The sequence below is a fragment of the Caldimicrobium thiodismutans genome, from assembly GCF_001548275.1.
Lineage (GTDB): Bacteria > Desulfobacterota > Thermodesulfobacteria > Thermodesulfobacteriales > Thermodesulfobacteriaceae > Caldimicrobium > Caldimicrobium thiodismutans.
The window spans coordinates 199,957-221,305 of record NZ_AP014945.1; the positions used below are offsets into that span (position 1 = coordinate 199,957).

Annotated in this window: 24 protein-coding genes; 11 read left to right on the plus strand and 13 right to left on the minus strand. The window is 39.2% G+C overall.

From position 1 onward, the window contains the following. Position 1 precedes the first annotated feature (1 nt). From flgC to THC_RS00975, 8 genes are read left to right on the plus strand one after another with little or no spacing between them, the layout of a single operon-like run. The gene (gene flgC, locus THC_RS00940) at positions 2-412 is read left to right on the plus strand and encodes a flagellar basal body rod protein FlgC (RefSeq protein WP_068512025.1); all 411 of its coding nucleotides are present in this window, start codon (positions 2-4) and stop codon (positions 410-412) included. Positions 413-451: 39 nt separating this feature from the next. Next, the gene (gene fliE / locus THC_RS00945; RefSeq protein ID WP_068512029.1) at positions 452-733 is read left to right on the plus strand and encodes a flagellar hook-basal body complex protein FliE; all 282 of its coding nucleotides are present in this window, start codon (positions 452-454) and stop codon (positions 731-733) included. A 14-nt stretch (positions 734-747) separates the two neighbouring features. Next, positions 748-2,298, plus strand: coding sequence for a flagellar basal-body MS-ring/collar protein FliF (gene fliF, locus THC_RS00950; protein WP_068512031.1), 1,551 nt, complete (start codon positions 748-750; stop codon positions 2,296-2,298). A 2-nt stretch (positions 2,299-2,300) separates the two neighbouring features. Further along, positions 2,301-3,311, plus strand: coding sequence for a flagellar motor switch protein FliG (gene fliG, locus THC_RS00955; RefSeq protein WP_068512033.1), 1,011 nt, complete (start codon positions 2,301-2,303; stop codon positions 3,309-3,311). Next, a complete protein-coding gene (locus THC_RS00960; protein WP_068512035.1) occupies positions 3,304-4,074 on the plus strand; it encodes a FliH/SctL family protein in 771 nt (256 codons plus the stop codon). Before fliG ends, THC_RS00960 begins: the two co-directional genes overlap by 8 nt. Then, positions 4,034-5,344, plus strand: coding sequence for a FliI/YscN family ATPase (locus THC_RS00965; RefSeq protein ID WP_068512040.1), 1,311 nt, complete (start codon positions 4,034-4,036; stop codon positions 5,342-5,344). Before THC_RS00960 ends, THC_RS00965 begins: the two co-directional genes overlap by 41 nt. A 1-nt stretch (position 5,345) precedes the next feature. Then, the gene (locus tag THC_RS00970) at positions 5,346-5,786 is read left to right on the plus strand and encodes a flagellar export protein FliJ (RefSeq protein ID WP_068512043.1); all 441 of its coding nucleotides are present in this window, start codon (positions 5,346-5,348) and stop codon (positions 5,784-5,786) included. Further along, positions 5,779-6,306, plus strand: a complete 528-nt coding sequence (locus THC_RS00975; protein WP_068512046.1) for a MotE family protein — start codon at positions 5,779-5,781, stop codon at positions 6,304-6,306. The genes THC_RS00970 and THC_RS00975 overlap by 8 nt, the downstream gene beginning before the upstream one ends. Here THC_RS00975 and tatC read toward each other — a convergent pair. Together tatC and THC_RS00985 are read right to left on the minus strand one after the other, a co-directional pair. Next, positions 6,260-7,006, minus strand: coding sequence for a twin-arginine translocase subunit TatC (gene tatC, locus THC_RS00980; protein WP_068512051.1), 747 nt, complete (start codon positions 7,004-7,006; stop codon positions 6,260-6,262). The two genes, THC_RS00975 and tatC, sit on opposite strands and share 47 nt — an antisense overlap. 8 nt (positions 7,007-7,014) lie before the next feature. Then, complete coding sequence (locus THC_RS00985) at positions 7,015-7,827, minus strand: phosphoribosylformylglycinamidine synthase subunit PurQ (protein ID WP_068512054.1); 813 nt, start codon at positions 7,825-7,827, stop codon at positions 7,015-7,017. Positions 7,828-7,907: 80 nt separating this feature from the next. On the opposite strand from THC_RS00985, the gene THC_RS00990 reads away from it, so the two are divergent. Continuing rightward, positions 7,908-10,706, plus strand: coding sequence for a ChaN family lipoprotein (locus tag THC_RS00990; protein WP_068512056.1), 2,799 nt, complete (start codon positions 7,908-7,910; stop codon positions 10,704-10,706). A gap of 55 nt (positions 10,707-10,761) precedes the next feature. Here THC_RS00990 and THC_RS00995 read toward each other — a convergent pair whose 3' ends face one another. Continuing rightward, entirely contained in the window at positions 10,762-11,034 is a 273-nt protein-coding gene (locus THC_RS00995) for an HU family DNA-binding protein (protein ID WP_068512060.1), read from the minus strand. A 94-nt stretch (positions 11,035-11,128) separates the two neighbouring features. Beyond that, a complete protein-coding gene (aroC, locus tag THC_RS01000) occupies positions 11,129-12,223 on the minus strand; it encodes a chorismate synthase (RefSeq protein WP_068512063.1) in 1,095 nt (364 codons plus the stop codon). 330 nt (positions 12,224-12,553) lie between these two features. On the opposite strand from aroC, the gene THC_RS01010 reads away from it, so the two are divergent. Both THC_RS01010 and THC_RS01015 read left to right on the plus strand, forming a co-directional pair. Continuing rightward, complete coding sequence (locus THC_RS01010; protein ID WP_231938358.1) at positions 12,554-13,375, plus strand: hypothetical protein; 822 nt, start codon at positions 12,554-12,556, stop codon at positions 13,373-13,375. Position 13,376: 1 nt separating this feature from the next. Then, the gene (locus tag THC_RS01015; protein WP_068512071.1) at positions 13,377-14,144 is read left to right on the plus strand and encodes a UPF0280 family protein; all 768 of its coding nucleotides are present in this window, start codon (positions 13,377-13,379) and stop codon (positions 14,142-14,144) included. Here THC_RS01015 and moeB read toward each other — a convergent pair. The 9 genes from moeB to THC_RS01055 form a co-directional block, all read right to left on the minus strand. Further along, the gene (moeB, locus tag THC_RS01020; protein WP_068512073.1) at positions 14,141-15,280 is read right to left on the minus strand and encodes a molybdopterin-synthase adenylyltransferase MoeB; all 1,140 of its coding nucleotides are present in this window, start codon (positions 15,278-15,280) and stop codon (positions 14,141-14,143) included. The two genes, THC_RS01015 and moeB, sit on opposite strands and share 4 nt — an antisense overlap. A gap of 13 nt (positions 15,281-15,293) precedes the next feature. Then, the gene (locus THC_RS01025; RefSeq protein ID WP_068512075.1) at positions 15,294-15,533 is read right to left on the minus strand and encodes an NIL domain-containing protein; all 240 of its coding nucleotides are present in this window, start codon (positions 15,531-15,533) and stop codon (positions 15,294-15,296) included. Between the two features lie 17 nt (positions 15,534-15,550). After that, positions 15,551-15,826: a ubiquitin-like small modifier protein 1 gene (locus THC_RS01030; protein WP_068512078.1), complete on the minus strand. Its 276-nt coding sequence runs from the start codon at positions 15,824-15,826 to the stop codon at positions 15,551-15,553. 2 nt (positions 15,827-15,828) lie between these two features. Beyond that, complete coding sequence (gene thrC / locus THC_RS01035; protein ID WP_068512080.1) at positions 15,829-17,058, minus strand: threonine synthase; 1,230 nt, start codon at positions 17,056-17,058, stop codon at positions 15,829-15,831. A gap of 10 nt (positions 17,059-17,068) precedes the next feature. After that, the gene (locus THC_RS01040) at positions 17,069-17,506 is read right to left on the minus strand and encodes a M67 family metallopeptidase (RefSeq protein ID WP_068512083.1); all 438 of its coding nucleotides are present in this window, start codon (positions 17,504-17,506) and stop codon (positions 17,069-17,071) included. After that, positions 17,496-18,431 (minus strand): PLP-dependent cysteine synthase family protein, encoded by a 936-nt coding sequence (locus THC_RS01045; RefSeq protein ID WP_068512086.1) that lies wholly within the window; start codon positions 18,429-18,431, stop codon positions 17,496-17,498. The genes THC_RS01040 and THC_RS01045 overlap by 11 nt, the downstream gene beginning before the upstream one ends. A 295-nt stretch (positions 18,432-18,726) precedes the next feature. Then, entirely contained in the window at positions 18,727-18,882 is a 156-nt protein-coding gene (locus THC_RS09265) for a DsrE family protein (RefSeq protein WP_148638797.1), read from the minus strand. A gap of 299 nt (positions 18,883-19,181) precedes the next feature. After that, a complete protein-coding gene (locus tag THC_RS01050) occupies positions 19,182-19,388 on the minus strand; it encodes a DsrE family protein (RefSeq protein ID WP_068512087.1) in 207 nt (68 codons plus the stop codon). Between the two features lie 128 nt (positions 19,389-19,516). Next, positions 19,517-21,067 (minus strand): PD-(D/E)XK nuclease domain-containing ATP-binding protein, encoded by a 1,551-nt coding sequence (locus THC_RS01055; RefSeq protein WP_068512088.1) that lies wholly within the window; start codon positions 21,065-21,067, stop codon positions 19,517-19,519. Positions 21,068-21,349 lie beyond the last annotated feature (282 nt).

Here is a 21,349-nt window from a genome sequence, read left to right on the forward strand (position 1 = left end):
TATGAATCTACTCAAGGCTGGAAGAATAGCCCAGAGTGGTCTTCTGGCTCAGAGGGTAAGGCTTAATGTTACTGCAAGCAACATTGCCAACGCCCAGGTTACAAGAACCTTAGAGGGAGGCCCTTACAAAGCCAAAAATGTTATCCTTCAGGCTGTTCCCCTTTCAGAGACTGAGCCAGCCTTACAGCAGGTCAGGGTGAAGGCTATAAAAGATGATCCCTCTCCTTTTAAGGAGGTCTATGATCCCGGGCATCCAGATGCTGATGAACGGGGGATTGTTAGATATCCCAATGTGGATGTGATCACTGAGATGGTTGAGTTGTTATCAGCCAGTAGGGCCTATGAGGCTAACTTAGCTGTCCTTTCAACCACAAAGAGCATGTTTTTGCGAACCCTTGAGCTTATGAAATAAAAATATGAAAATTTGGTAACTCAAATCAGGAGGTGACTTATGAAAATTCAGGGCCTTCAGGGAAAGGTCAATCTTTATCAGGAGACTCAAAAAAAGACTGCTCCTGATTTTCAAAAGATTCTCTTAGAAAATTTAAAAGAGGTTGACCAGAAAGAAAAAACTGCTCAAGAGGCTATTATGGCCCTTGCCAGAGGAGAAGATATTGATCCAGCTGAGGTAGCTCAAAAGATTTCCTCAGCGGATGCCAGTATGAAACTTCTCCTGAGGATAAGAAATAAGGTTTTAGAGGCCTATCAGGAAATTATGAGAATGCAGATTTAAGGAGGTTATAACAGATGCCCCCTCTTGATCCCAAGAGAATTTTTTTACAGCTCAAAGAGTTTTGGGGGAAGTTAACCACCAAACAAAAGGGTCTTCTCATAGGTGGTATTTTTGGGTTAGCTTTATTGATAACCTTTCTTGTTTGGTATGCAGGGAGAACCTCTTATGCCTTACTTTATAGGGGGTTAGATGAAGCTACTTCCGGTCAGGTAGTCCAGTATCTTAAGGAGCAAAAGATCCCTTATAAGGTGGAGAAAGATGGAAGTATTTATGTGCCTGAGGATAAGGTTCCTGAGATAAGGATGGAGGTAGCCAGTAAAGGATTACTTGGAGGCACAGGACCAGGCTTTGAGCTTTTTGATAAGGAGAAACTTGGGCTTACAGAATTTCAGGAGAAGGTTAATTATCAGCGAGCCCTTGAGGGGGAGCTTGCAAGAACCATTCTTGGAATTAAAGGGGTTAAGTCTGTAAGGGTTCATTTAGCTTTACCTAAGGAAAGTCTCTTTATTGAGGAAGAAAGACCACCCAAGGCCTCTGTGCTTCTTGAATTGAAACCAGGCTTTTCATTAACACCCGAGCAGGTAAGGGGAATTGTTAATTTAGTAAGCGGTGCAGTTTCTAAGCTTGACCCCAAGAATGTAACTGTAGTTGATGCTATTACTGGCAAAAAACTCTTTGCTTATGAAAGTGAAGAAGGGGCGATTTCAACCACACAACTTGCTTATAAGAAAAAGATTGAAGAGAGCCTTAAGAATAAGGTGGAAGAACTTCTTGGCTCTGCCCTTGGTTATGGAAAGGCCTTAGCTCAGGTTACAGTTGATCTTTCCTTTGATAAGGAGAGTCTTGTTGAAGAAACTTATGATCCTGAGGGATCAGCAGTGGTATCTGAAGATTTAGAGGAGGAATCAAAGCAGACAAAGACCCCTGCCGAAGAGGGTGCTGGAGGAGTAAAGGGTGCCCTTACCCAAAAATTTGAGGCAACCACTCCACAAGCTCAAGGGGAGACCTATAATAAAAAAAGAGTTGTGAGAAATTTTGAGGTCAGTAAAAAGGTAAGAAACCTTGAAATTTCTCCAGGTAGTATTAAAAAAATTAGTGTAGCTGTAGTGGTGGATAAAAAAGTTCTGTCTGAAAATGAGACAGCCAAACTTGAGTGGATTGACAATTTAGTAAAGGGAGCTATAGGGTATAATCCCGAAAGGGGCGATGAGGTAAAGATTGAGGCCAAGGCCTTTGTAGAACCCCCGGTTAAGAAACCCAGTTTTATGGATTATCTTGTTCAGGCCTCTAAGCCTCTTGCAGTTATTTTCTTGTTGATACTCTTATATTTTTTGGTTGTGAGGCCCCTTCTTAAATCTCTTAAACCAGCTCCTGCTCCTGAGGCCATCTCTGAGGTTCCTGGTATTGCAAAGCCTGAAGAGGAAGTAGAGGAAGAAGTTATGCCAAGGGAGATTGCTATAGGTATTATCAGAAGTCAACCAGAAAGAGCAGCTGCTCTGGTTAAAAAATGGCTTTTAGAAGAGACTATGGAACAGCGTAAGAAGGCTTTAGCTGAGGCAAAATAAATATGTCCAAGCTTGATCCTGAAAAATTGACCGGTCCTCAGAAGGCTGCTATTTTTTTAATGTTGATGGGAGAGGATTTTACCTCTCAGGTTTACAAGAATTTAGATGAAGAGGATATCAAGCGTATCGGTATTGAAATGGCCAAAATTGAATATATACCTGCGGAGGTCGCTAAAAGGGTCCTTGAAGAGGCCAATATTGAAGCCAAAGATTTACTTGCTAATATTAATCTTTCACCGGATGAGTTTCTCAAAAAGAGTCTACTTGAGGCCTATGGTGAGAAAGGAAAGGCCCTTTATGAGGAAATTAAAAAGGAGGTTGGCCCGGAGACCTTTAAAAAATTAAAAAAACTTGATCCCAAGACCATATCTAATTTTCTGGCCAATGAACATCCCCAGACAATAGCTATTATTCTTGTGCATCTTGAACCAGAACTATCCGGACAGGTTCTTCAGCTTCTGCCGGAAAAGATTAGAAGTGAGGTCTTGTTGAGAATTGCACTCCTGGATAAGGTTGATCCTCAGATTGTAAAGGAGATTAGTGATGCCTTAGAGGAGGAGCTCAAGGCTGTTGGTGGGGCCCTTGGAAAAAAGATTGGAGGGGCAGAAAAGGCAGCTGAAGTCCTTTCCCATGCCGGAAGGGAACTTGAGGATGAGCTTCTTACAGAGATTGAGGATGAAAATCCAGCCTTAGCAGAAGAAATCAGAAAATTCCTCTTTACCTTTGAGGACTTTCTTAAGGTGGATGATTTTGCTATTCAGACTATCTTGCGTGAAATCTCAACGGATGATTTAAAACTTGCCCTGAAGGGGGCTTCAGAAGAAATTAAGGAAAAATTCTTCAGAAACATGAGTAAGAGAGCTTCTGATCTTATGAAAGAAGAACTTGAGATGATGGGACCAGTTAGAATTACTGAAGTGGAAAAGGCCCAGATGAATATTATAAGGGCAGCCAAAAAGCTTGAGCAGGAAGGAAAAATAGTCCTTTCCAAGGGAGAAGAGGAATTTGTCTAAGATTATCAAAGCTGAAAAACTTTGTGCCCACGATTTTATCCAGCCCAAGGTAGATTTAAATGAAGAGGATACCTTTTGTCCCTTTTTATCCCCTCCTGAAGAATATGAGCTCAAAAACAAAAAGGAAGATTCCTCAAAGAGCTTGAGCTTGGAAGAACAATTTAAACTTGCTCAAGAACAGGGCTTTAAGAGGGGTTATGAAGAAGGCTTCCAAAAAGGAAAAGAGGAAGGATTTAAAAGAGGTCTTGAAGAGGGACTAAAGGAGGCTGAAAAAAAGATTGAGGAAGAAAAGGAAAGACTCCGTAAGAAAAATGAAGAGGAAATACAAAAAGAGAGGGAAAGTTTTTTTCAATTTCTAAACAAGCTGGATAAAGAATTCCATGAGACAGTGCTTAATCTTGATAGAGAGATCCTCAAGCTTGCCTTAGATATTGTCCAGAAACTCCTTTTAAAGACAATTGAAGTGGATAAAGAGCCTCTTCTGAGGATAATAAAAGAGGCTCTTAAGTATCTTGCTGAAGGGTCAGAGGTCTGGATAAAAGTTAATCCCCAGGATCTTACCTTTTTGAAGGAGCGGATTTTAGAGCTACCCAAAGGATATCGCATAAACTTTATTCCTGATGAGACAGTATCAATGGGAGGAGTTTTTATAGAAAGTAAAATGGGAGTCATTGATGCTACCTTTGAGAAGAGGTGGCAAAAGCTCCTTGAGGCCTTATGGAATGAAGATACAGTCAACCAAAAAAATATATCGCAAGCTTGAAGAATTTTTTCCCTTTGAGGTTTACGGATTTATCACCAAGGTTCAGGGTCTAACCCTTGAGAGTTCTGGTCCCCTTTTAAAGGTAGGGGATCTTTGCAGGGTTGTTGGTAGAGAAGTAGAGACCTTGGCTGAGGTGGTTGGCTTTCACAATGAAAGACTTATTCTTACCGCTCTGAAGGATTTGAGAGGCCTTGAAGTTGGAGCTAAGGTTATCCCTCTTGGGACTTCCAATGCGCCGGTTGGTGAATCTTTTAAGGGTAGAGTAGTCAATGCCTTAGGAGAGCCTTTAGATGAGAAGGAAAGACCTTTACCTGCTGATTACTATCCCCTTTATGGAGAGCCTTTAAGACCCTTAGAAAGGGAGAGAATAACTCAGGTTTTAGATGTAGGTGTTAAGGCTATAAATGCCCTTCTAACTGTCGGAGCTGGTCAAAGAGTTGCCATTATGGCTGGTTCAGGAGTGGGTAAAAGCACTCTTCTTGGGATGATAGCCCGTTATACCCGGGCAGATCTTAATGTGATTGCCCTAATAGGAGAAAGAGGGAGAGAGGTCAGAGAATTTTTGGAAAGAGATTTAGGAGAGGAGGGGCTAAAAAGGTCAGTAGTTGTAGTATCTACTTCTGATGAAAGTCCGGCCCTCAGGATCAGAGCAGCTTATTATGCCACCGCTTTAGCAGAATATTTTAGAGATCAGGGCCTGAATGTTTTACTTCTTATGGATTCCCTTACCCGTTTTTGTATGGCTGGAAGGGAAATAGGTCTTGCAAGTGGCGAGCCCCCTACAGCCAGAGGATATACCCCCTCTGTTTTTGCTTTACTTCCAAGGCTTCTTGAAAGGATAGGCCCCAAAGTCAAGGGAGGATCAATTACAGGAATTTATACAGTCCTTGTGGAAGGGGATGATATGAATGACCCCATTGCTGATGCGGTAAGAAGTATTGTAGATGGCCATATTGTCCTGAGTAGAGACCTTACCCAAGAAGGCCACTATCCCCCCATTGATATTCTGGCCAGTATTTCAAGGGTTATGAAGGACATAGTTTCTAAGGATCAATTAAAACTTGCTCAGGAGGTTATAAGTATTCTGGCTACCTATCGTAGAGCTGAAGACTTGATAAATATCGGAGCCTATGTGAAGGGTTCAAATCCAGAGATTGACAGGGCCCTGGGGCTTTATCCAAAAATAAAAGCTTTCCTCAAGCAGGAGATTGAAGAGGGGTTTTCCTTTGAGAAATCCCTTGAACTTTTAAGGAGTGCCTTAGGGGATTAAAATGAGTAGAAAACTCAAGATTTTAAGGCTTTTATCTTGGTATAAAAGCTTGCAAGAAGAACAGAATAAGCTCAGGGTCTATAATGCTAAGTTGAATCTTCAGAAACTTCTTGAAGAAAAAGAAATCCTTGACGAGGAATATGGAGAATGTTATAAATATCTCAAAGAACAAAGGTCCTTTAGTGGAGAGGAGTTGCGGAGTTGGTTTGGCTATTTGGAAAGACTTATAGAGTTTCGCCAAATATCCGATAAAAAGGTAGAGATGCAAAAGGGTATTTTAAGTGAGCTTCAGGAGGAATTAAAGAGAAAGAATCAGGAAAAGAGACTTATGGAGAGGCTTACAGAAAAGACTCAAAGGCAACTTGACCTTGAGGAGATGAAGAAGGAATGGAAGGATCTGGATGATTTAATTTTAATGCGCAGAGGCAGGAGTCTTGATTAAAGGAAAAACCCTTTTTAGAGCCATAGTTGCTATTTTTCTGGTTAAATTTTCCCTTGGACTTATCTATATTTTTTCAGAACTGCCCTTGCTTTCAGCTAAGGAGGCGCAACCAAATTATACCTGCCCTCCTGAGATTTCAGAATCTCTTTATTTTGAGAGGGAAAGACTTTTACAGAAAGAAAGAGCTCTTGAGAGTAGGGAAAGGGAGCTCAAACTTTTGGAGAAGCGCATTGAGGAGCAGATGAATGCCCTGAATCAGCTTTCCTCCGAGGTTGAGGAAAAGCTCAATAGGATTTCTGCTATCCAGGATGAGCGTGTAAAACTGTTGGTTAAGGCCTATTCTGAGATGAGGCCAGCCAAGGCTGCCCAGCTTCTTATAAATATGGATAAGGAAATGGCTGTCAAGATTCTGAGTCAGTTAAAAAGTAATCAAGTAGCCAGCATCTTAAGTGCTATGCCTCCTGAAAAGGCAGCTACTCTTGCTGAGGCTCTTTCAGGATATCCTCCGAAAGAATATTAGTTTTCTCTAAAAATCTCCCTAAGAAAAGACCAAATTCAAAAAGCCCATAGAGGGGAAGGGCTAATAAGCTCATATTGATAGCATCCGGTGTGGGAGTAATTATAGCTGAAAATACCACAATGAAAAAAAATATTTCCTTCCGATATTTAGTAACTTTATTCGGTTTTAAAATTTTAAGCAAGGTAAGAAGAGAAAGAAGCAGGGGAAGTTCAAAGATAAAACCAAAGGCAAGGAGAAAGAAACTAAAAAAGTTAACAAAGTGATAGAGGGCTATGGAAGGCTCTAAGGTTTCCGTTTTAAAGGAGATTAAAAATTTAATTCCATAGGGTAGGGTTATAAAATAAGCAAAAAGTATTCCTCCATAAAAGAAAAGTATCCCCAGGAGGTAAAAAAGGGCTAAGAATCTTTTTTTTAGTGATAGAAAGGAATCAAGAATTGAGAGTAATCCAAAATAAAAAACAGGAAAGAGGAGAATTATAAACAGGGTCAATGAGAATTTTAAGAGAGAAATGAGAGGTTCTGTGATAGTAAAGAAAACAAATTTTTGCTGATACTTTTTCTCAAGATAAGCTAAAATATCCGGGGCATACCAGAAAATTGTGAGATAAAGGACCCCTGCCAGAGGAAGGATAATGAATCCCTTTCTTTTAAAAAAGTTAAGGAGGAGTTTTAAGCTTTTAACTAAAAAAGAGCGATTCATTCGGAGGATTAGAGGACATTTTCTTTAACAAAGGTGACTGCATTTTCGAAGATAGTTAAGCCCTGGGCTTTAAGATCTGAAAGTCTTGTCCAGCGGGGATGATTGGTGAAATGATTGAAGGCCTCAGGATGTGGCATAAGGCCAAAAATTCTGCCAGTAGGGTCTGTTAGACCTGCTACAGCCTCAATTGAACCATTTGGATTAAAGGGATACTCCAAGGTAGGCTCTTTAGTATAGGGATGAATGTATTGAAGAGCAATCTGGCCATGTTTTTTGAGTTCTTCCATAAGGGATGAACTTTCGGGAATAAATTTCCCCTCTCCATGTCTAACAGGCAGATAGATCTCTGTAAGCCCCTTTAGGAAAATACAGGGACTCTTAGGATTAACCTTTAAAAGGACCCACCTATCCTCAAATCTTGAGGAATCGTTGTAAGTAAGAGTGCACTTTCTCTGGCCAAGATAAGTGCCTCCAGGCAGTAAACCCATTTTAACAAGAAGTTGAAAACCATTACAGATTCCGAGGATAAGGCCACCCCTGGAGAGAAAGTCCATAAGTTCATCCCAAAGGGAGGTCTTCCCCTGAATTTTTAAATATCTAAAGCGATGAGAACAGGCCTGAGCAGACCCAAGGTGATCCCCATCAAGAAACCCGCCAGGAAAACAAAGAATGTGATAATCTTTAAGAGATTTTTCACCAGAGAAAATCTCAGAAAGATGGACAATCTCTGAGTGAGCTCCTACCTTTTGAAAGACAAAATTAGTCTCTTGTTCACAATTTATTCCATATCCCCAGAGAACAAGAACTTTGACCTTTGTCATCTCTTCAGCCTTGTCAGGATCTCAAAATAAGGTATAATGCTTTTTAGCCTATTATAAACCTAATTTCAGAAAATCCCAAGATGCCCTCTTTATTTTTATTTATTTTTTGTCTCCTTTTTCCTTTGACTCTTAAGGCAGAATTTCTTAAGGCTCAATATGAGCTCACTCTCTATCCTGAAAAGAAGCTTTTACAGGGAAATGCTACCTTTGAACTTAACAAAGAGGGGGTTTATGAGTTTCAGATACAGGATTTAAGAATAGAAAAAGCAAAAATTGGTAATGAGACCCTGAGGATTTCTGAAGGGGAAGATAGAAATTATCTGAAGATTTATAATTTTAAGAAAAATGCCACCTTAACTTTGACTTTTGAAAGGGAACTACCTTTTAAGGTTTCTCCTTTACCACAGGTGCTTGAAAATTATCTTCCCTTTCCCAGGGTTCAACTTCCTTTGGAGATATCAATTCAAATTCAGGGTAAGCTCCCCTATCAGCTCATTTTACCTTACGAGGAAAAGGAGGAAAAAGAGGGAATAAGTGTATATCGAATAAAAGAGCCTTTTTCAAAGGCCCCTCCTTTGATTTTGGGGAGTTTTAAAGAAAAAAGGCTGACTCTTCAGGGAAGGGAATTTCTTTTTTATCTACCTAAGGATTTTTCTGAAAAGCTCTGGGAAGAGTGGGAGGCCTCTTTAAAAAAAGGTGCAAATAAGCTTCAGGGCACTTTCTCCTTACTTCCCTATCCAAGGTTTTATGTCTTTTTAACCTTTGAAAGAAAAAGTTTTCCCTTAGGGATTTTTTTACCCCTTCCTTCAGATAGAGCTACTTTAATAAACGATCTCTTTGTGGGGCTTGTTGAACAAATCCTTGAATATGGTCTAAATTTTAATGATGAACTTCTGGAAGGATTAAAGACATATTTAACTTCTTATGCCCTTTCATCAGACCAAAAGGCTCTTCGCAAGTCCTTTCTTTTAAATTCAGCTCCAAAAGAAAGGGCCTTTTTTCGTCTCTTTGAATGGATAAACAGGCTTGGGGAGGAGAGGTTTAAAAAATTTTGGGATTTTTACCTTGGAAGGTATCTTTTTAATGGATCAAGTAATGAGCTTTTTTGGAGGTCTGCTGCAAATTACTTTAAGGAACCCTTTCCTTTATTAGATTTGCCCTTTCAAAGGGTAAGCCTTAAAGTCAAACCTGAGGTTAAGTACTTAGACAACCAAAAAAAATATCACTTAAGGTTAAATATCTCTCAAGAAAAAACCTTTCGTCCTCTAAGGCTTGAGGTTTATTTAGTTACAGAAAAAGATAGGATTTTTAAGACCCTTTATTTAAACCAAAAGGAGGCCCTTTTTGATTTTTACTTAGAACAAAGGCCTCTTGAAGTAGTCCTTGATCCAGCCTATAAAATTTATCGTGAGTTGAGCCTTCAGGAGCTTCCTTTGGGCTGGAATATTTTAAAGGAGAGCGATATTTCCATTTATTTGTCTCAAAAGGAGCTTCTTCCAGTTTATAGAGAATTTTTAGAAAATTTACGGAAAAGGGGAGCTGAATTAAATTTTGGAACTATCTCTTTTTCTGCGCTACCCCTTAAAAATCTTCTTTTTTTGGAGACCCCTCCTCAAGGATTTCATCTTCCCCTTCCAGAGGAGGGAATTTATTTTAAGATTCTTCCCCATCCTAACTCATCTAATCATTTTTTGGCCTTTGCCAAGATTTCTTCCTTACGGGAATGGAGGAAATTTAAACCAAAGGAAGATAGTGTAAAATTGGCCACAGGTTTTTTATTTCAGAGTGGGAAATTTCTATATAATTTTAAAGCGGAATTAAGAGATGGCCTTTCTATCAGGCTGGATGAAAAAGAGAAAGTCTTTGGAGCGAAGAGTTCCCAAATCCTCCCTTTAGATGAATTTTTTCCTGAGTGGTTAGGGCTCCAGGCCCTTTTAATAGGGGAAACGCATGATCGCTACGAACATCATCGCTTTCAATTAGAGGTGATAAAGGGTCTCCATCACTATTTTAAAGATCTTACTATAGGTCTTGAGATGGTGCAGAGTCCTTTTCAAAAACACTTAGATGATTTTGTTGAGGGCAGGATCTCTGAAAAAGAACTTCTTGAAAGAATAGAATATTATGATCGCTGGAGATTTGATTATAGACTATATAGAGATATTTTTCTTTATGCCAGAGAACATAAGCTCAAGCTTCTTGCTTTAGATGTTCCACAGGAAATAGTAAAAAAGGTAGCCAAGACGGGCTTTTCTGATCTGACCGAAGAGGAGAAAAAATATCTTCCTGAAATGGATCTTTATAATCCTGCTTATAAAGATTTTTTGAAGGGTATTTTTGAATCACACAGATTTGATAATTCGACTAATTTTGAATCCTTTTATCAGGCACAACTTTTAAGAGATGAGGCGATGGCAGAAAGAATCTTTGAATATCTCAAAAAAAATCCGGAGAGAAAGATAATTGTAATTACTGGGAAGGGACATCTTCAGTATTATTACGGTATCCCCCATGCCCTAAAAAGGAGAAATTTTACCAATTTTAAAACTATTATTCTTGGGGAGACAGAGGACTTTAAACCCTCCTTAGGGGATTACTGGTTTAATCCAGCCCCTGTTGAATATGAAAAGACCCTTCAGCTGGGTGTAATTCTTGATGAAACCTCTGAGGGGCTTAAAATCAAGGAGGTCTTAAAAGATAGCTTAGCTGAAAGGAGTGGACTTAGGGCTGGAGATATTCTTTTAAAAGCAGATGAAAGAACTTTAAAGAGGATTAGCGATCTTAAGATAGTTCTTACCTTTAAGGAAAAAGGTTCTGAATTAGCTTTGACCTTCAAGCGGGAAAATGAAAATAAAAGAATACAAATTTTATTAAAGTAAAAGATTTAAATAAAAAAGGGCCCAAAGGGCCCTTTAAAAAAGCCTATAGTTTATTTTACTTAGCTGCGTCTTCTAATTTTTTCCCAGGTGCAAACTTAACAACCTTTTTAGCTGGAATTTTAAGAGGCTCACCTGTTCTGGGATTTCTACCGCTTCTGGCTGCTCTTTTGACAACCTGAAAGGTTCCAAAACCAACAAGGACCACCTTGTCACCTTTGGAAATAGCTTCTTCTACCGCCTGCATGAAGGCATCTAATAACTTTTCAGCATTGGCCTTGGTGGTTCCAGAGATTTCGGCCATTCTCTTAACTAAATCTGCCTTGTTCATAGCTCCCTCCTTCCGTAAAGATTTTTAAATTTTTTATACTAAGGTTTAAAATTTTGTCAAGGGTAAATTTTACTTTTTTTAGGATTTTTTTCTCTCAAGCATCAAAAAAATGAGGGAAGGGGAGCCTTTTTCTAAAAGCAAGGACAGCAAGTTGACGCAGGAGGTGATCTGCAAGGACAATTCTCGTCATAGCAGATAGCACAGGAACAATTCTTGGAATAGCAGATATATCATGTCTTCCCCCAATCTGAATCTCTATTTCCTCTTTTAGAAGATTAATTGTCCTCTGTGTTTTTCTGTGACTTGGAATAGGTTTTACCGCAACTTTTAAAATGAGGTCTTGTCCGGAGGAAATTCCACCTAAGAGTCCTCCGGCATCATTTTTAAGAAAACCCTGTGAAGAGATTGGATCGTTATTTAGGGAACCTTTCATCTCTGCAACCTTAAAGCCTGCTCCTATTTCAAAGCCCTTGACTGCTCCTACAGAACAAATGGCCTTAGCAAGCTCAGCTGATAACTTATCAAAAACTGGTTCACCAAGACCTGCGGGGACATTTTTAGCCAGGATTTCAACGATACCACCTAAGGTGTCTCCTTCTTTTGAAGTCTTTTCAATTTTTTCTATCATCTTTTCATAAGCAAAAGGGTCAGGACAGAAGAGGCGATTTTGGTAAATAAAATTAAGATCTCGTGCATGGGCGGAAATGCCTCCAAGATTTATTGTATAGGCGTGCACCTCAATATTATATTCTTCAAGTATCCGTTTGGCAACAGCTCCAGCTGCAACCCTGGCCACAGTTTCTCTTCCACTTGCTCTTCCACCACCCCTGTGATCTCTTATTCCATATTTCATGAAGTAGGTAAAGTCTGCATGTCCTGGACGAAAGACCTCTTTGAGAGGTTCGTAAGCTGAACTCTGAGGGTCCTCATTGTAGATAATAAGGGCAATGGGGGTCCCGGTAGTTAGTCCTTCAAAGACTCCTGAAAGAAGGTGAACTTTGTCTTTTTCCTTGCGAGGTGTTTCACCTTTTCCCTTTCCCGGCCTTCTCTTTTCTAATTCTTCCTGAATATATTCTTCTGATAGGCTTAAACCCGGAGGGCAACCATCTACTATTGCCCCAAGGGCAGGCCCATGCGATTCACCAAAAGTTGTAACCCTGAAAAGGGTTCCAATTGTATTCCCTGCCATGGGAGTTAATTTACGCTAAAAAAGAACTTTGTCAATCTCTTGTGTCCGTCCGTATCCTTTGAGATTTAAGAGGATTTTTCTGTTATTTCGATTGTAGGAAAATGGACCTGTATTTTGTAGGGGCAAACCTATGTGTTTGCCTGTTATGTGTTCCTTTGCATTATTGGGCAGACACACAGGTCTGCCCTTACTTTTACCTCTCACCTTTTCCCACCCTTTCTTTTACTTTCAAAGATCTGAACCTCTGTAGTTGGAGAGGGGTTAACTTGAATTTTGAGATTAGGGATGTATTTTATCTTTATAAATATCTTACTATTCTTGGAGGGCGATATGGACACCACAGCGATGACCTTTGATCCAGAAAAGGAAACTATGTCTGAAGAGGCCAAACTCATACAGGACATGGAAAAATATGAAATTAGAACTTTTGGAGATTTTATAAGAGTACTTTTATTTAAACCGGAATGGTTGGAATTTTTAAGGAGCATCATTCTGACCCATGAACTTATTGAGCTTCCACGAGTTTTTCAAGGATTTCTGGAAAAGGAATTTAGACCTCTCAAAGAAGATGTAAGTAGTTTAAAAAATGATGTAAGCGTGCTTAAAGAAGATGTGAGAGAGCTCAAAGTGAGAGTGGATAAGCTTGAAAAGGATGTGGATAAATTAAAACAAGATGTAAATATTTTAAAACAAGATGTAGAGATTCTCAAAAAGGATATGGCCTATATTAAAGGAGAATTTGGGCGCTTTAAAGGAAGTGATTTTGAACGAAAAATTTGTGAGAGATATTATGCCTATTTTGGAAGAGCCCTTAAAAAACTTAAAAGAATTCAAATGGAAGAGATTTTACCTCTTCTTGATAAGGCAGAAGAGGCAGGCTTAATAACTGAAGATGAGGCAGATGAAATTAGAAGGCTTGATCTTATCCTTCAGGGAGTGATAAAAAGCACAGGAAAAAGGGTTGTTCTTGCAGTAGAGGTTTCTTACAGCCTTTATGGAGATGATTTAGAGCGAGCTTTAAGAAGGGCTGATATTCTTTCAACTCTTTTGAAAGAAGAGGTGATTCCTACTCTTGTTTGCGTTGAAGCTCAAGAGGAGCTCATTAAAGAGGCTGATGAAAAGGGTATCTATCTTTTAAAAACCTCTTATTAAAATGAAACCTGAGGAATCCCTTAAGCCTTCTTGGGTATATTCAGAAATTCCCTATTATCGAGTAAAGGTTAGTTCCTCACTTTTTAGGTTTCGGGTAGTTTATAAGCAGACAGATCTCTTTGTTCTTGCGGAGAAAGATCTTACTGAAGAGACTTTAAGGCTTGTTATGGAGATAAGAAGGCCTCTTGAGGCCTATATTTTGAAAAATCCCCTTTTTTTAAAAAGTTTGGTGCCTTTGCCTGAGGATCCCTTAGCTCCTCAGATTGTGAAAAAAATGCTTTTGGCAGGAAAAGTGGCTGGAGTTGGTCCTATGGCTGGAGTTGCAGGAGCCATTGCAGAGGAGGTTGGAAGAGCCCTTCTTGAAAGGGGGTTAACAGGGGAGGTAGCGGTTGAAAATGGAGGTGATATCTTTCTTTCCCTCAAAAAAGAAGCAAGAGTTTCCCTTTTTGCAGGAGATTCCCCCTTTTCAGGGAAAATTGCCCTTCTTATTCCCCAGGAACTTCAGCCCTGTGGATTATGCACAAGTTCTGGAAAGGTGGGACATAGTTTGAGTTTTGGTAAGGCAGATGCCATTACAGTGGTGCATAAAAACACAGCCATTGCCGATGCTTTAGCCACAGCTTTTGGAAATATGCTAAAAGAGGGCAAAGATTTCAAAAAGGTTTCAGCCAAAGCAGAAAAAATTGATGGCTTACTTGGTGTCTTTGCCATACTCAAAGACAGATTTTACGCCCTTTCCCAAAAAATTCGCATAGAACCCCTCTCTTAATAAACAGGAAAATCTGGATTTACCTCCTTTGCATAGGCATTAAGGCCACCTTTAAGGTGTCTTACTCTAAACCCTGCAGAAAGTAACAATTCTAAAGCCTGATAGCTTCGCTTTCCTTCCTTACAAATAACTACATATTCTTTGGTGGGATCAAGCTCTCCTATCCTTTGAGGAAGTTCATCAAGGGGAATAAAAATACTTTTAGGAAGACTACAAATTTCCCATTCATGGGGATTTCTTATATCAAGAATAGTTATTGGAGAGTCCCTCTTTAAAAGTTCTTCAAGTTCTTTTGGAGAAAGATCATATTCGGCAAGTTCTGGCTTAAATTCCCTTCCACAGAAATCTTCGTAATCAATAAGTTCATGAATACTTGGATTTTCACCACAGAGCGGACAGGCTGGATCCTTTCTGATTTTTAAAGTATGAAATTCCATCCTCAGAGCATCATAAAGAAGAAGCTTTCCAATTAGTGGTTCACCAATTCCAAGAAGAAGCTTTATAGCCTCAGTTGCCTGTAGAGCTCCTATAACTCCTGGAAGAACTCCAAAAACTCCTCCTTCTGCACAGCTTGGAACTGTCCCTGGTGGTGGAGGAACTGGATAGAGACATCTATAACAGGGTCCTTTTTTACCATCAAAAACCGTTACCTGGCCGTCAAAGCGAAAAATACTTCCATATATAAGAGGCTTCCCTGAAAAATAAGCAGCATCATTAAGTAAATAACGGGTGTGAAAATTATCTGTTCCATCCACAATAAGATCATAATCTTTGATAATCTCCATCACATTCTCCCTGTTCAAAAGGAGATTATAAGTCTCTACTTCAATGTAGGGGTTTATCTCAAGGAGCCTTTCCTTTGCTGATTCAACCTTTGGAACTCCGATCGTGGATGTGGAATGAACAATCTGGCGTTGAAGGTTACTTTCATCCACAAGATCGTAATCTACAAGACCAATCCTTCCAACTCCTGCTGCAGCAAGATAGAGAGAAACAGGAGAGCCAAGCCCACCAGTTCCCACAATGAGAACTTTTGCCCCTTTAAGTCTTTTCTGCCCTCTTATTCCCACCTCAGGTATAAGAAGATGCCTGCTATAGCGATAGATCTCCTCCTTGGTCAGCTCCTTTTTTCTCATTTACCTTCCCCCTTCATTCTACAATATCCCCGGTTACAGGTTCAACCTTTATCTTCAATCTTTTCAAGTATTTTATAGCCTTCTCAAGATTTTCCTTTTTTCCGCTAAGTTCTAAAACCATCTCCCCTACCTTTTCAGTAACATTAGCTCTGCGAATATTTGGAACCACATTGTATCTCACAGCCATTCTGTAAATTACAGGTTTTTTAATTTGTTCTTCGGGAAATATTAAATGAAGCCACATCTTAGGCATAGGCCACCTCCATTTTTTTATCCACCTGCTATTGCTGGCACAATGGAGACCACATCTCCATCCTTTATAGGGGTCTCCTCACCCTGTAAAAACCGAATATCTTCATCATTTACAAAGAAATTAATGAATCTCCGAAGATTTCCCTCTTCATCACAAAGTCTCTCCTTAAGCCCTGGATACCTTCTCTCAAGATCTTCAATTAGTTCCTTAATCGTTGCCCCTTCAGCTTCAACTTCCTTTTTACCACCAGTTAAGGATAAAAGAGGAGTTGGGATTCTAACCTTTACAGCCATGGCTACTCACCTCCCTTTATGTGTTTTTTGAAATCTTCAAGATTGGGTTTAATTCTGATTAGAGGTTTCAAATGATTAACTACTACTTCCTGGGTTTTAAGGCCATTTCCAGTAATACAGATAACTACCTCTTCATCCCGTGGAAGGATTTCCTTTTCAATAAGCTTTTTGGTAACAGCCACCGTTACTCCCCCTGCAGTTTCTGTGAAGACCCCTTCAGTTTCTGCAAGAAGTTTTATTCCCTCAATAACCTCCTCATCACTTACCGCCTCTGCATAGCCACCAGTTTTTCTAACTATCTCCAAGGCATAGACCCCATCTGCAGGATTTCCAATAGCAATGGATTTGGCAATGGTTTTGGGTTTCACAGGCTTAATAATATTGGCTCCTTCTTTAAAGGCATTTACAATAGGAGCACAACCCTCTGCCTGAGCTATAAAAAATCTTGTTTTGAATTCCGGAATAAGCCCGAGCTGGTAAAACTCAGCTAAACCTTTGTAGATTTTAGTAACAAGTGATCCTGAGGCAGCAGGAATAACTATATTCTGAGGAGCTCTGAAGCCAAGCTGGTCAGCTATTTCAAATCCATAAGTTTTTGACCCCTCTGCATAGTAGGGTCTTAAATTGACATTTACAAAAGCCCAGCGAAAGGTCATAGCAATCTCTGCACAAAGCCTGTTTACCTCATCATAATTTCCATAAACTGCAACAAGATTTACTCCATAAATCAAGGAAGAAAGAATTTTTGAGGTCTCAAGATCATAGGGCACAAAAACATAACAATCAAACCCACTTGCCCTTGATTGTGATGCCACAGAATTGGCAAGATTTCCCGTTGATGCACAGGCAACAGTTTTAAAACCAAATTCCCGTGCCTTTGAAAGTGCCACAGCAACCACACGGTCTTTAAAAGAAAGAGTAGGATGGTTCACTGAATCATCCTTTATATAGCATTTTTTTATCCCTAAGGCCTGTGCCAGATTTTGGGCAGAAAAAAGAGGGGTAAAGCCAGTATTCAAACCGCAAACAGGCTCCCCATCAATAGGGAGAAGTTCCCGATATCTCCAGATATTTGGTGGTCTTTTTTCAAGTTCTTTTTGAGAAAATACCTTTTTTATGGCAGAATAATCATATTCCACCTCAAGAGGTCCAAAACACCATTCGCAAACAAAAATGGGCTCTTTGGGATATTTTCTTCCACATTCTCTACATTTAAGCCCTTTAACAAACATTTTTCACCTCCTAAGGAACAATTTCAAGGATTTCTTCTTTAAATTTTCCTTCTTCAAAAAAGAAAACCCTGAGGTCCTTCAATCCTTCTTTTTCAATCCGCCCTATGAGATAAAGATATCCTTCCCAAGCCACTTCCTCATCAAAGGAAGAGGGTAAGGCTGGATAATGGGGATGAGAATGAAAGATTCCTAAGACTTCAAATCCAGAGGCCTCAGCTTCTCTTTCCGTAATTAGAAAATCCTTGGGATCAATTTGATATCTTCTTTTTCTTTCTTCTTTAACTGGCCAAACATTTTCTACAGGTTTTATTTTTACTATTTTAAAGGTATGGTCTTCCCTTTTCCCGATGAGGAGAGCACAGGCCTCTTCTGGATAACAAGTCCTTCCCCATCTTTCAATTGCACCTTTAAGTTCCTCAGGTAAAATTACCCTTTTTTTAAAGTTCATGCCAGAACCTCTCACTTAGATACTTATGTCCGCTATCTGGGAAGAGGGTAACAATTACTCCTTCCTTAAGGCTTGAAGCTATTTTAAGAGCTCCTGCAAGAGCTGCCCCAGAGGAGATCCCAACAAAAAGGGAAAGCCTTTCAAGTAAAGCCTTCACAAAGAAATAAGCCTCTTCAGTTTTAACAAAAATTACCTCATCAAGAATACTTTCATCGTAGATAGCAGGCTTTAAGGCACTGGGCATATGTTTCAGTCCTTCAATTCCATGAAGGGGACTATCTGGCTGAATCCCAACAAGCTTAATCTCAGGATTTTTCTCCTTTAGATACCTTCCCACTCCCATCATGGTGCCTCCTGTTCCAAGCCCTGCCACAAAGTGGGTTATTCTCCCTGAGGTGCCCTCCCAAATCTCAGGACCTGTGGTTTTATAATGAGCTAAATAATTGGCAGGATTACTATATTGATCTGCATAATAATAGAGTTCTGCCTCTCTTTCATAAAGTTCCCTTGCCTTGAGTATAGCCCCATCAATTCCCTCAAGGGGATCGGTAAGAATGAGTTCTGCCCCGAAGATCTTAAGAAGCTTGATTCTTTCAGGGCTTGCATTGGATGGAAGACACAGAGTTACCCCATAACCCCTCTGTCTGGCAAGAAGAGTATAGGCAATTCCCATGTTGCCAGATGTGGCATCAAGAAGTCTCTTTCCTGGTTTTAAAAGCTCCTCTCTTTCTGCAGATAAAATAATTTCCCTTGCAGGACGGTCTTTTACTGAGCCCCCAGGATTATACCACTCCGCCTTCGCATAAAGCTTAACCCCTTTATTACCTTTTAAGAAAATTCCCAGATCAATAAGAGGAGTATTCCCAATCATGTTATATATATCTTTAAATATAAATAAATTTTTAAAACTTTGATCTTCTCTCATCTTTTTCTCCTTGTTTAAAGTTTTTTAAAGAGAAAAAAACGAGAAAATCTTATTAGAAGGTACAGGGACACTCCGGGCACATTCGCCCGGAACAACGGCAGAAAATATTGATAATAATTTCAAAATTAAAATTTACCTTCATACTAATTTTAGTTTATAACTTAATTTTTAAATTTGTCAAGAGCTAAAATATCAAAATCTTTTGAGAAGATTTTATAGCTCCAATAAGGTCTTTAAGAACACTTGTATTCCCAAGACTTGGGGACTGCCTGTCCCTCATTTTAAGACAGGTCAGTCAGGAAAAAAATTCTCCCCCATTTTGAAGGATTTTATAAAAAAGCTCTTTAAGATTAAATTGCGTGGTTTCTAATTCAAGAGCCTCAACACCCTCTCCTGTAAAGAAAATTTTTACTTTTTCTCCAGAGGATAACAAACCCTCTGCAATTCTCATGGCATTCCAGAGTCTCTCTAAATCTTTGGTAAGAATGATAAAGAGATAAAAACTTGAGGAGCTTCCAGCCCCACCTTCAGGAGGTCAACAAGCTGTCTGAGCCTGCCCTCCCCCAAATGGTGACGTAGGTCAAGCAAATCCAAAAGTATGCATGTTTTCCATCTTCATCTTTTACCTCCTGCAATAAGTTTTTATTAAAAAAACACTAATTTATCGGAATTCATAACCAATTCATAAAAATCAATCATGCTTCCTTCTTCTCCCTGAGGCGAGAAACCTCTCGCCCTGGCACAGGCGCCTCAAGCAACAATCTTCCCATTTTTTTCAATAACCTCCCTCATAAGAGTAAGAATTTTTTCCTCACTTAGGGTTAAAACCTCAACGCCTTTTCCCATGGCAAAGATTTTAACCTCATGGCCCTCTTCAAGGGCAACCAGTGAAAACCTCAAGGCATTGTAAAAATTTTCAGCTTCAGAGGTGTTAATCACTACCCCAATTTTCCCCATCTTCCCCCCCTTTATATTCAAATATCTAAATATTAGATTATATAAAACTATCAAAAAGTCAAGAGGGAAAAATTCTTTTCAAGAAGTTCCTTTTAAAAATTAGAGAAATTTAATTTCCCCAGACTTAACTATGACATCTTTTCCCAGGAAAAATCTTTGATATTTCTCTCCCCTGAAGAAAACTCAATCCCAATAAGATAAATCTCCTTAGACTTCCCCTCATACTTCTTATGATAACCCTTCTCCTTAAGTTGAGCTAAGGCTTTAGCTTCTCCCTCCTCTCCCTCAAACACCTTGAACTCAAAAAGATAAACTCTTTCCCTATAGATCACTGTCAAATCTATCTGCCCCTTATTCGTTATATCCTCAGGTATCACCTCAAGCCCGGACCCACATAAAAAGGCATAAAAACAACTTACATAATACCCCTCATAACGGGAAAGCTCATTTTTCCTGAACCAATCATGGGGTATCCCTGCGTAAAGACCCTCAAGAACCCTCTTCATCTTCTCAAAATCCCTCTCCCTCACTGCCTCAATCATCTTAAGAGATAGCCTTGGTCTTTCTGAACTGAGCTGAGTAAAATAAGAAAAAAGAACTCTGTTTAAGCTAATTTTTACCTCTTTATTTGGATAAGAAAGCTTATAGAGAATTAACCCTTCCTCTTCAATAGTTTCTTTAATGGTCAAATAACCTACCTGAAAGAGAAGGTTTTCTGGTTCAATATAGTCAAGGTCAAAGGTGCCAATAAGGTCATCAGTTGCAGTTAGGTCTTCAAGCTCGGGAAGATAAAAACGCTTCTCCATTAAAAGCTTTACAAGAAAACTGGGAGTCCCAGTTTCAAACCAGTAGGGGTGAAAGGTTCTTTTCTCAAGATAAAGAAGCACATCAAAGGGGTTGTAAACTGGTTCCCCAAGCCAGGAATAACCATTATACCAGCATCTTATAAGCTCTAAATCCTTATCTTGCAATTCTTCTCTGAAAACTTCTTCAAGCTCCTTTTGAGTGAATCCGCAAATAGTTGAATACTTTCTGCTTAAAGTAATATCATTTAAGAAATTTAAACCTGAGAAAATTGAAGACATATAAAATTTTAAAACCCCTGTTAAAAGAACAAATTTGAGATATCTATCAAGGGGCTTTAGAATAATGTAAAATTTTACAAGAATATCTCTTATTCTTTTTGCAGTTTCTCTATCCTCAATGCAATCAAGAATAGGTTTGTCATACTCATCAATAAGAACTACAACTTTTTGCTTATATTTTTCATAACACTTAAGAATTAATTCCTCAAAACAGCCATCATAAAGGGTTTTTTCTGAACAGGGGACTCCAAGAGTTTCTTGATTTTTCTCAAGTTGTTCAAGAATATAAGTTATTAGATGTTCCTCTCCTTTGAAGGTTCTTCCCCCAAAACTTATATGAATAACAGGATACCTGACACTCCAGTCCCAGTTTTTCTCAAGATAAAGCCCCTGGAAAAACTCCTTTCTTCCAAGGAAGGCCTGTTTCAGGGTGTCCACAAAAAGGGATTTTCCAAATCTCCTTGGGCGAGAGAGAAAATAATAAGTTCCCTCTTCAACAAGTTTTGCAACAAATGGAGTTTTATCCACATAATAATAGGGCTCACTTCTAATCTTTTCAAAGCTTGAAATTCCAATGGGAAGTTTTTTCTGCATAACTTTATTTTAAGGCCTCTTTTTTCAAAAATCAATGTTAGCTCTTTCTTTATGCAATTCCCTTTTAAACCAGGGCATTTTTTTCATTACTGTAGGGGCAGGTCTAAGGTGTCTGCCCCATGTAGAGGTTTAAAATTTTAAACCCCTATAGCCACATTGATGCTAAGAAACACATAACAGGCAAACATATAGGTTTGCCAGGGTGCAACCCCTTTTTAAAGGAGAATCTCACTTGAGAAAAATTTTCAATTATTTATAATGATTTAAAGCCTTGGAGGGAAA